8 protein-coding genes are annotated in these 10,831 nt (G+C 43.1%); 3 read left to right on the top strand and 5 right to left on the bottom strand.

Going from position 1 to position 10,831, the window contains the following annotated elements:
• Positions 1 to 338 precede the first annotated feature (338 nt).
• From NCCP2222_RS18710 to NCCP2222_RS18700, 3 genes are all read right to left on the bottom strand, one after another.
• The gene (locus NCCP2222_RS18710) at positions 339 to 1,433 is read right to left on the bottom strand and encodes a tetratricopeptide repeat-containing glycosyltransferase family 2 protein (RefSeq protein WP_248513905.1); all 1,095 of its coding nucleotides are present in this window, start codon (positions 1,431 to 1,433) and stop codon (positions 339 to 341) included.
• Positions 1,434 to 1,680: 247 nt separating this feature from the next.
• Positions 1,681 to 1,881 carry a hypothetical protein gene (locus NCCP2222_RS18705; protein WP_248513904.1) on the bottom strand — a complete coding sequence of 67 codons (201 nt, stop codon included), beginning with the start codon at positions 1,879 to 1,881 and terminating at the stop codon, positions 1,681 to 1,683.
• Positions 1,882 to 1,895: 14 nt separating this feature from the next.
• Complete coding sequence (locus NCCP2222_RS18700) at positions 1,896 to 2,672, bottom strand: MerR family transcriptional regulator (protein ID WP_248513903.1); 777 nt, start codon at positions 2,670 to 2,672, stop codon at positions 1,896 to 1,898.
• A 93-nt stretch (positions 2,673 to 2,765) separates the two neighbouring features.
• Here NCCP2222_RS18700 and NCCP2222_RS18695 point away from each other — a divergent pair, with 93 nt between their 5' ends.
• Positions 2,766 to 4,103 carry an MATE family efflux transporter gene (locus NCCP2222_RS18695; RefSeq protein WP_248513902.1) on the top strand — a complete coding sequence of 446 codons (1,338 nt, stop codon included), beginning with the start codon at positions 2,766 to 2,768 and terminating at the stop codon, positions 4,101 to 4,103.
• A 408-nt stretch (positions 4,104 to 4,511) separates the two neighbouring features.
• On the opposite strand, the gene NCCP2222_RS18690 is transcribed toward NCCP2222_RS18695, so the two are convergent.
• Both NCCP2222_RS18690 and NCCP2222_RS18685 read right to left on the bottom strand, forming a co-directional pair.
• Positions 4,512 to 6,194 (bottom strand): M20/M25/M40 family metallo-hydrolase, encoded by a 1,683-nt coding sequence (locus NCCP2222_RS18690; protein ID WP_248513901.1) that lies wholly within the window; start codon positions 6,192 to 6,194, stop codon positions 4,512 to 4,514.
• A 22-nt stretch (positions 6,195 to 6,216) separates the two neighbouring features.
• The gene (locus tag NCCP2222_RS18685; RefSeq protein ID WP_248513900.1) at positions 6,217 to 7,581 is read right to left on the bottom strand and encodes an alanine/glycine:cation symporter family protein; all 1,365 of its coding nucleotides are present in this window, start codon (positions 7,579 to 7,581) and stop codon (positions 6,217 to 6,219) included.
• Between the two features lie 230 nt (positions 7,582 to 7,811).
• Here NCCP2222_RS18685 and NCCP2222_RS18680 point away from each other — a divergent pair, with 230 nt between their 5' ends.
• Together NCCP2222_RS18680 and NCCP2222_RS18675 are read left to right on the top strand one after the other, a co-directional pair.
• Positions 7,812 to 8,549 carry an IclR family transcriptional regulator gene (locus NCCP2222_RS18680; protein ID WP_248513899.1) on the top strand — a complete coding sequence of 246 codons (738 nt, stop codon included), beginning with the start codon at positions 7,812 to 7,814 and terminating at the stop codon, positions 8,547 to 8,549.
• A 155-nt stretch (positions 8,550 to 8,704) separates the two neighbouring features.
• A complete protein-coding gene (locus NCCP2222_RS18675) occupies positions 8,705 to 10,390 on the top strand; it encodes a PucR family transcriptional regulator (protein ID WP_248513898.1) in 1,686 nt (561 codons plus the stop codon).
• The last annotated feature ends 441 nt before the right edge of the window (positions 10,391 to 10,831 follow it).

Genomic DNA, 10,831 nt, shown 5'->3' with positions numbered 1-10,831 from the left:
GGTCCCGGAATGCCTTGCACCCCAGTCTCCCCAGTTGGTCCTATGGGTCCAGGCTCGCCTTGTATCCCAGGAATGCCTTGAGGACCGGGGGGACCTTGCGGACCAGGTGGCCCTCCGGGATTACCAGGTGGTCCAGGCGGTCCAGGAGGCCCTGGAGGCCCTGGAGGACCAGGTGCACCAGTAGACCCCGAGCAGCATGGGCAGTTTGGATAGTGGGGGATTAAACCTTTATAAGGGAAATGCCTATTTGGCATACCAATCACTCCTTCTTTAAATTTAGGTTGGTTCACTATACCTTATTCTGAGAGGGAGTGGCTGCTTGTACGAGTGGTCATAAGTTAATCGAATTGATACGGATTCCTTTCGATATGTGAGAGAAAGTATGCTTCGTTGAGGAGAACACTTGGGTGATCTGGAACCAATGCTTTCGCTTGTTTATGCTTTTCGTATGCTTTTTCAGATTGTCCTATTCTGTCATAACAATAAGTCAGCTGAATTAGTGGCGCCCAGGTCCAAGCGGATTGATTTAGCATGCCTAATGTTTCAGGTTTTTTTGTGAAAAAAATCAGTTCTAGCCAATAAATTGCTTTCTCTAGTTCTTCTTGTTCTATAAAATATTGTCCAATTTCAATACAAGCCTCTGCTCGTGGCAAATCGTATTCAAACGTTTGAAACAAAGAGGACAGTCTTTTCTTGTCGTCCCTACCCTTATAACAGTTTGCGATATTGAGACAGGCAATAATATTATCTTCTTTCCATCCTCTCTGACTGCTAAGAAACTTCTCGAATTCAATAATTGCATTTTCCTTTTGACCGTTATACATTAATTCGTTTGCGAAGTACAATGTATCCCGTGGAGTAAAAGGTTCTTGGTTTTTCTGCATCGTTCGATAAATCATCAAGTTCCGGGATGAAGGGGATTTTTCACTTTTGTGAGTAATTGCGACATCGCTATCTATCGCATTCCCGGATACCTCCAAATATTCATGCACTCTTCCGAACCACTGAAATCCTGCGTTGCGCCGGACTATGCGGTTGCGTCGCAAGCTGTATCCCACGTTCCCGTTTAAATCCGTTGTGAGATGGTAGGGCATGGTTACTCGGTCTATCGTGCCATCCAATAGTGTTCTTAGTTCCTGGAATGCCAGGCGATCTGGTTCTAGCAGTACATCATCCGCATCCAGCCATAATATGTAATCTTTTGTCGACTGTGCAAAAGAATAATTTCGGGCTGCTGCGAAATCATCTATCCATTGAAAATGGTACAGAGAATCCGTAAATTTCTTTGCAATCTGCTTTGTCCTGTCGGTTGAACCTGTGTCTACAATAATAATCTCATCCACTAGGTCATATACCGACTGCAAGCATCTTTCGAGCACTTTTTCTTCATCGCGTACAATCATGCAGAGGCTCAATGTGCTTGGAACACTCATTTTGTTATCCATCCTCTCCTCTGACATTCGTACTTAGTATACGGACTCTTGCCATCTATTGTTGGGCGATTGTTAGTGGATTTAAACAGTGAATTCGGGTGCTTACTAAGTGGAAGAAGCATCCATATTTTTTATCGCGTATTCGGTTACTATCGTTTTCGTTGAATATTGCCGGGGTTTACCCAAATGAAAAATCCCTCGATGTTTTAGAATTAAACATCGGGGGATTCATATTTACTTTTGCTTCTCAAAATATTTCCGCCGGTTGTCGAGCCTGTATATGAACAATTGTCGAAATGAGCTTAATTGCTTTTTCAATGTCGGCAGCTTTTTCGCCGACATTTGATACGGATTCGATCTCTTCGTTTGTTAATACCAGAAGATCCTGATCACAGGGATCAAACTCAGTTTCAACGTTTGGCGTTGAAGGGCCATCCTCCATCCCCATTTATAAGCCATTTTTTATGGTAAAGGGATTTGAATTTCGTATTTCCAATGAAACATGCCAGTAAATATGACTTTTATGAGAATGAAATCGGGTTCTCCTCCGTAGTTTTCTTTGGTCATTGCCAGTCCTTTTTCAATCGCGTGCTCTTTCTCTTCCACTGTACATGTAAAGCATAAATAATTTCTTTCATGCAAGTAGTGGAGTTTGGGGTGATCAATAAATTTGGTGCAAACTGAAAACATCTTATTAGAATCGGTCAACTGGGATACAAAAAAATGGGCAGAATCATCAAGTTGAAAATATTTTCGGGCTTCTTTTCCTAATTTCCCGTATAGTTCATCATGCAGTTTACGAAAGTTATCTAATGTTGCTTCTTGCAGACTATCAGCTAAGACGATGACTCGAAGAGGGAGGGTTTTTACATGGAAATCGTCGAAGAGTGACATTGTATTACTAGTTAATTGCTTATGCAAATTTGATATTTGAAATTTGATTTTATGCAGCCGACTAATTTCAGCCTCAATTCTATTTTCTGTTTCTTCCAGGAAAGCTGTAATTTGTGTGAAGTCTTTTTGGAAAATATCTTTAATTTCATTTAAGGACATGCTGTTCTTGCGATAAAACCCGATTACTTCTAAGTAAATCAATTCCTCGTCCGTATAGTAACGATACCCCGATTGTTTATCCACCTTTGCCGGCTTCAATAATCCAATTCGATCATAATGACGTAAGGTTTCGATTGTCATTTCAGCTAATCTTGCAGTTTCTCCTATCGAATAGAACTTCTTCATGATTTCACCTCTTGTGTCTTGTGTAACACAAGACTTTATAATTCGATTGTAAAACAGTGAACAGTAGCTCACAACAGTAAAGGAGAAGGTAGGATGAAAACAAAAGAACTTGATTTATTACATGACAAGGTTCCTTATCTATTTCGAAATTTCGCGATTCCTGGAATATTAGCGTCTTTATCCATGTGTTTGTATGGCGTTATCAATGGAATTATTTTAGGTCGGTATGTCGGCACCAATGCCATGGCCGCAGTCAACATCGCTTCGCCGATTTTTAATATCATTTCTTGTATTGCCATTTTGATTGCGATTGGGGGAAATACGCTTGTCGGCATCAGGTTAGGAGAGAAGGATTATAAAAAGGCGAATCAATATTTTAATAATGCTGTTACCGCTCTTTTAGTTATTGGGGTTGCCATCTGGATAGCAGTTGTTTTCTTTCCGTCTTCTCTGGCCAAGTTAGTGGGGGCGAATGATGTATTATTGCCATACGTAAAAAGCTACATTCAAACATTTGGATTCTTTGTCGTTCCGGTTCTCTTCAATATCATTTTTGGTATTTCGCTGCAATCGATTGGCAAACCACATTTATACATGATTGGCAGTATGCTGACGATGGCGCTTAATATTATTTTAGACTTGTTATTTATCTGTATATTTGATTGGGGTGTTTTTGGAGCGGCATTGGCCTCTGGTTGTAGTGCCACTATTGTATTTATTATCTTCTTACCGCAATTCGGACGAAGGGGCGGCAACTTGAAGATTGGAGTATACAAATTTGACTGGAAGGCATTCAGGCAAATGGCTTACAACGGTTCTTCTGAAGCGATTACACAATTCTGCTTAGGTATATCCCTTTTATTGTTTAATTGGATTCTAATGAAGCGATTTGGTGAGACGGGAGTATCTGCATTTGCGGTAGTCCAGTATATTTCCCTCGTAATCAATGCTGTGATTTTAGGCATGTCGCGTGGCGTGACTGCGATAATTAGTGTGAATTATGGAGCTAAAGCGAACGAACGGGTTAGTCACATACTGAAGCTTGCTATAAAGACGGTAACGCTAACGGGGATAAGCTGCACAGTCTTCTTATTGCTTTTTAAAAATTTGTTGATTGAGATGTTTGTTCCGGATAATCAGGAAGTTTTTTCGACAGCACAGGAAATTATTATGTTCTATAGTTTTACCTTCATTTTTGTTGGGGCTAACGTTGTCATTAACACATTCTATACGGCTGTAAATGATCCGAAAAAATCAGCCATCCTGGCGATCTTACGCTATTTTCTTCTAATGGCTTCATTTGTCGCATTGCCTATAGTAATTGGAAATGCAGGGTTATGGTTATCATTTACCTTTGCGGAAGTTTTGTGTCTGTTAATAAGTATAATTACGTTACAAAAGCAATCGCCAATTCGTACATCCTGCCAATGAGTATGAAGATCAATCATGTAAAGGTAGGAGCTCGGTTTCTATAATTTTAGGAGAGTCGAGCTGTTTATCTGAAGGCAACCCTCAGTTATCTGGCGTTCGTTTTGATTAATTGGCGTTCAGATCGAGATAATGGCGTTCATTTCAATTAATTGGCGTTCAGATCGAGATAATGGCGTTCATTTTGATTAATTGGCGCTCAGATCGAGATATTGGCGTTCATTTCGATTAATTGGCGTTCAAATCAAGATAATGGCGTTCGTCCTTCAACCGAAGTTATTAGCGCTCAACCCGATATGCTGGCAATCCAGCCAATAGCCTGTCATTCACCCGTTACATATCCGAACACCCATGTAAACTAAACAACATCAAAAATCCCCTTTCGGCATCGAAAGGGGATTGGGTAATTGTTTACACTAATTCTAGCGGCTGATCTTCAGACGCTTCTTCCAGCATGTGCATTGTTGTGTTGCGGATTAGCATGGGCAACACACCGAATGAGTATGGTTTGTAGACACGTTCTGTCCATTTGTGTCCGTCTTTGCCGTAGACGCCCATGTTGACTGAAGGAATATTTAGCTTCTGGATGGTGTCAAATGGAATAGAGTATATGCGATTCCATTCCGGCAAGTTATGGACTAGCGGCTCGAGCTGTTCTTCTGTTTCGTGGATGGACAGGAAGCTGCCGTCCGCCAAGTATGGGAAGAATTTCTTCAGTTCGAAACGTTCACCTGTCAGCTCGCTCATTTCTTTTAGCACTTTCCCGATGGACGACTGTATTTTTGTATCTCGTGCGACGTCTGCCTTTAAATAGTTATGAGGCAGGAACGGAGGCGCGAAGAATAAAATGACGCGCGGTTTCTTTTCAGGGTCGGCTGCTTGCAAGGCACTGACGATGGAGAAGCTCGTATCCCGCAAGTCACCGGTTTGATTCGCGAGCGCTTCGTTTATGATGGATCGGACATCGACGCCGCGCTGTATTAAATACTGCAGATAGTCATCATATGTTGTCACATCGATGTGCCAAGACAAATCGCGTGTCGGCAAGCCGGTAAATTCAATATACTCTTCAAATTGTTGCTGGAGGTATTGTTCCGTCTCCTCGCAAGCCTCTTTTGTCTCGTGGAGCAACTTCTCTAGAATTTGCTCGGGTGTATCCTCGTAGACAAAATAATTAAAGTAGAGGTGGCTGCTGATTGCCGTTTGGACAGTATACAATTCCTTCGTATCCCGTTGCTGCAGGCAAGTTGGCGGCAACACAAGCTCACCCGGAATTTTTTCCGCGAGTGCATATCGATTGTGAATCCGTTCGGTTAATTTGGCGGCGATGAAGTTCGGATCAATGCCCGAAAGCGTATCACCGACATGGACTTCCTTGCCGTAAATATGGAAGCAAGGCAGAATTTTGCCCGCAGCTCCTGTGTAAATGTATCGGTGCGTGTCGCCGTCATACAATGGCGTGATGAAATCGGTATTGATGGCCATTACAAATGAAAGACCTTGATCTGCTTGCAGGCGGTTTAATTCGGAAAGGGCACCGACAATACCGCGGTGTTCGCTTTCTTCGTCGCCGTTGCAAAGCAGGAGAACATTGCCTGTCAATTCTTCAGGATGTTCCGAGAAATAAAGGATGTTGGCGATATGGACTGCAGCGCCGCTCTTCATATCAACAGAACCGCGGCCGAACATCCAGTCACCCGATAACGCTTCTTCCTGCAATACCGGGTCGCTTTCATATCCGCGGAAGAACGCCTCCATCGCATCCGTTGAAAAGGCATCTTGCTTCAACGGTCCGAAATCTTCTACTGCGACGGTATCAATATGCGAATGGTAAAGGACTGTCTGGTTTGATCGCTTTCCACCTTGTACGAAAGCGAAGACATTTTGACGGCCGATTGGATCGCCTTCTATTGTTTGGAGCCAGAGATGGTCGGGATGCTGCTCGAAATACGGGAATGACCGGAGAATCCGGTAGATTTCCTGGACGATTTCCACCTCACCTAGTGTTCCGTTGATGCTGTTGATGCTTACCAAATGACGTGTCAGCATCTCGACCTGTTGTGATACTTCTAGAGTTCTTAGTTGATTGTACATATCTCGTGCCTCCTTAATTTAGTTATTTTTTCCGTTCGATCGGATAAAGATTTGTAAAATAGTCGTTTGTGATTTCTTTTACTTTTCCGCTTAGGAACAAGACGGCGATAACGTTCGGAATGACGACAAAGGCAAGCAATAAATCAAGGAACTGCCAGATGAACTGAAGTCCGCCGACGGCCCCGACGATAATCGCGCCAATGTAAATAAATCGCATGACTTTTGAAAAGCCCGTTCCAAAAAGGAATTCAGCTTGTTTCTCACCATAGAAAATGATGACGACAACTGTTGTGATAACGAATAAGAAAAGTGTAGCCGAGACGATCGTTCCGGCAAGGGATGCGCCGAATACTGGCACAAATGCTTCTGTGACCATCGATGAGGCCTGATCCGGCGCTATGGTTTTCCAAACGCCTGAAGTCAGGACGACGAGTGCCGTAATCGTACAAACGATGAGCGTATCGACGATTACCTCAAAAACGCCCCAAAATCCTTGTTTCGCCGGATGGTTCGTAATGGCTGCAGAATGGGCGATCGGTGCTGTTCCCATTCCAGCTTCATTGGAATAAAGCCCGCGGGCAAGTCCCCACCGAATAGCTGCAGCTACACCAGCTCCTGCAAAACCACCTGCTGCTGACATGGGCTTGAATGCATGCTCGAAAATTAATCCGAAAGCTGCAGGAAGTTCCTTCACATTCGCAAAGATAACAATTAATGCCGCCACTAGATAGATGACAACCATAAATGGAATCAACTTCTCCGACACTTTCCCGATTGTTTTGATTCCACCATAGGTCACTAAGATCACGAGCAATGCCACAAGAATCCCTGTCACGATAGGTGGCAATCCAAATGAACCTTTCATTGTTGTGGCGATGGAATTGGACTGCACCATCGTACTGGCAGCAATTTCAATCATGAGCGCAAAGGCAAGAAAAGAGGCGACCTTTTTCCAGCCAAGACCTTTTCGGATGTAATACATCGGTCCGCCGACATATTCGCCGGCCTCGTTTTTCTCCCGATAATGCATCCCGAGCACAACTTCGGAATATTTGGTTCCAATCCCAATTAAAGCGACAAGCCACATCCAGAAGATCGCCCCTGGTCCGCCGAGGGCAATAGCTACAGGCACGCCGACAATATTGGCAGCGCCCATAGTAGAAGCGAGCGCGCTTGTCGTCGCCTGGAATGGCGTCAATGTGCCGTTCCCTTCGCTCTTCGAAAAAATCTTGCCAAAGGTTTGTTTTATAATATGGGGGAAATAGCGAAATTGGAAAAATCCAAGACGCACCGTTAGAATGATCCCGCCGCCAATGAGAATGGCGATGATGGGGATTCCCCATATGAAATTTGAAATATCCGCAATGAACTTTGTAAACCCTTCCATTTCTCCCAACCTCTCTATTTATCTCTCTTTAGAAAGCGCTTTCACCTTGCGTATAATGATTCCGTATCGTGGAATAAATTCCGCATTGTGAAATGTTAATACTATTTTAGTTCTGTTTTTAGGTGATTGTCAATCTCTTTTTCTTTTATATTGGGAAGGGTCTGAAAATTAAAGATGCGAGTGCAGGTCGGTTTTGATACAATATGGGGAAGACGGGAGGCGAAGCAGAGATGATCCAATCGATAGACCGGGCTATGCTCATCATAGGAGCCATGTCAGAATCAGATAAAGACAAATGGCTCGTCGCCGAATTGGCGGAAAAAACGGGACTGCCGATCAGTACGGTATATCGGTTGCTGCAATCCCTTGAAATGCATGACCTTGTTGCTCAAATTGAACATACGAAACAATATGAACTTGGCTATAAATGGGTAGAGCTTGGCCTGAAAAAGTATGAGAAGCTGGATATCCGGCACGTTGCTCGTCCAATTCTTGAGAAATTGGCAAGAGATGTGGAAGAGACGGTTTATTTGAACGCGCCGAATGATGAGGTGTCGATTATCGTCGATCGAATTGATAGTCCACGAAATGTTCGGATTATCGATAGCATCGGTGAACGCATTCCAATGCATATCGGGGCAGCGAACAAAACAATGTTGGCATATGCGCCGCCACAAACGACGGAAGCGTTGCTCAAACGGCTAATTCCTGAAGAGGATGGCCGGACAGAGTTCCAGCAACAATTACGCTCCATCAAACGAAAAGGCTTTGCTATCAGCAGAGGCGAAAAGACGGAAGGGACCTTAGCTGTCGGGGCACCGGTTTTTGATTTTGAAGGAAGAGTGCTTGGGGCTATCAGCATTGAGGCGCTTGAAATGCAAACAACGGATGACCAACTGGACCGCTTTATCGAAAAAGTCACGGAAGCCTCCGAAGAGATTTCTACTGCCATGGGGCAAAGCAATTAAATAAAGGACGTGTAGATAACGCAGGAATTGTATGGATTCCTAGCGTTTCTTTTTTTGCCTAATTGCGACTACTATAATCAGACAATATCGAAATGTGTTACAATAGTTAGTAAAATTTACCGGTATTTGAGATTTGGAGAAAGGGGGATACACACTTGGGAATCGCAGTGGAAGATATCGTAAACCTAACGCTTCTAGAAGGGGCTTCCATAGTAACAGCAAAAGATCGTGTCAGCGAACGGATTGTCGAATGGGTCTCAGTCATTGAAAATCCAGTTGAGAATTTTGTCAGAGATAATGAATTTGTCTTAAGTACAGGAATCGGGTGCTATGGAGATCCATTAAAATTATTGAAGTTTGTTGAGGATGTTTATAATTCGGGAGCATCTATTTTGGCAATTGCCACAGGCCGGCATGTATTTTCCATCCCCGCAGAGATTATTCAATATGCAGAGGAAAGAGGATTTATTATCATGGAAATTCCATGGGAGATCCGGTTTGCAGACATTGTTCATGAAATCATGAGTTGTTTAATCAATTTGCGGCAGGGCCAGGCAGATAGGCCGAAAGATGTGCAACAGCAACTAATTCAAATGATTTTAGAAGGTAAATCGATTGGCCAGCTTGCGGAGCTCATCGAACGGGAATTGGAAGCAGCTGTTTTGATTTTTGACGAGAAAGGAAGGTGCGCGGCGGGCAGTGCGAATACAGATCGGATAAAAAGCCTGAAGGATGGAGAAACAGACAAAAGCATTGAAATTAGAGATTCCCACCATCCTATGCATGCCAGAGCGCGTAAAGTGGATGATGAAGAAGGCCAATTGATTCATTTCACAATCAAATCAAATGGTGCGTATAAAGGGGATTATTACTTATTATGTGAGGCGGACCGGGAACTGAGCTTGCAAGAGTTGGCCATTGCTGAGCAAGGTGTTGCGGCTGCGGCTTTATGGTTTTCAAGAGATAATGCTGTCATGGAAGCTGAAAGCCGGATGCAAAATGAATTTCTGTTAAGTCTTGCGATGGGGCATCAAATGTCTGTAGATCATATTGACGCACATGCCGAGTTTTTCCGTTATGATCTATCGCTTCCGTATGACTGTATAGTCGGCCGACCTGAAAATCTGGAACGGCTTCATCTTGAAAATTCTTCTTATGAAAAGCCGGCTTTGGAGAGAATCCATACATTTATTAAGGATGGCATGTTGTATGCTGCGGAAAACGTGCATCGGCGACTGTTGTATGCTTATAAAAATGCTGAAATTATCATTTACTTGGAAACTACAAATGGAACTGCCGCTGATACGGCCAATCAATTTTTGGATCTAGTGGAAAGGCGGTTTAGTCACCTGTTGCCGGAAGTTGTATTTTCGTGGGGGATCGGCCGGCAAAAGGATGGTGTTGGAGAGTTTGCCGGCAGCTTTACGAAAGCGAAAGCAGCACTCGATATGGGGAGAAACCAGATGGGGATCGGGAAAAGAACATATTTTGACGAAACACAAATGAACCGCTTGCTGCTGAATTTGGCCATTACGAAAGATGTCCAGCAAATTACCTCTTCCATCGTCGCTCCGCTCGTTGAATATGACGATCAAAAAGGGATGGATTTGATTCATACGTTTTCCGTTTATCGCAATACCTGTGGCAATGTCAGCCAGACAGCCCGAAAATTAAATTTGCATCGACAATCTCTATTGTATCGACTGCGAAAAATTGAAACATTGACGGGCCGTTCCATTGCGGATCCCGACCATTCCTTTCTTCTTGAATTAAGCATTCGCGTGTGGAAAACAGGCGTGCAAAATAGAGAGGAACATCTTGGTTCCGTACTAGAAAAATAGTAGTCTGCAGCGGGTAGTTAATATTAATTAATTGAATGGTAATTTGTCTTATCCAGCGAAACATAGCAGTAAAATAAATGCAGAAAGGAGTCGATTTCGGCTCCTTTTTTGTCGTTCTCAAATTATCAGATGAGGCATTTTAAAAAAGTGTATGAAAAAAGGGAGGAGAAGTTCATACAAAATAGATGGTGAATTTATATTATTCAGACTATATACTATCTGTAATGAAATAGGAAGGTAGTTTCTGAAACAATTAGAGTCTAATTGAGTTGGTAAATTGACTGCTGGCTGGCAATAGGGCAGTGCCTAGAAGTAACGAATCATGATGAGGAGGGTTTGTAGATGATGCCGTTTAGTTTGGAAGAATACCAAGATCGATTACACAAGACGAAAGTAAGCATGGAGCAAAAGGGGATTGACGTACTGTTGATTACTGATCCA

It is taken from the genome of Sporosarcina sp. NCCP-2222, from assembly GCF_023168145.1.
Classification (GTDB): Bacteria; Bacillota; Bacilli; order Bacillales_A; family Planococcaceae; genus Sporosarcina.
Note: the sequence above shows the minus strand (reverse complement) of the source record. Positions and strands in the feature narration are given on the sequence as shown.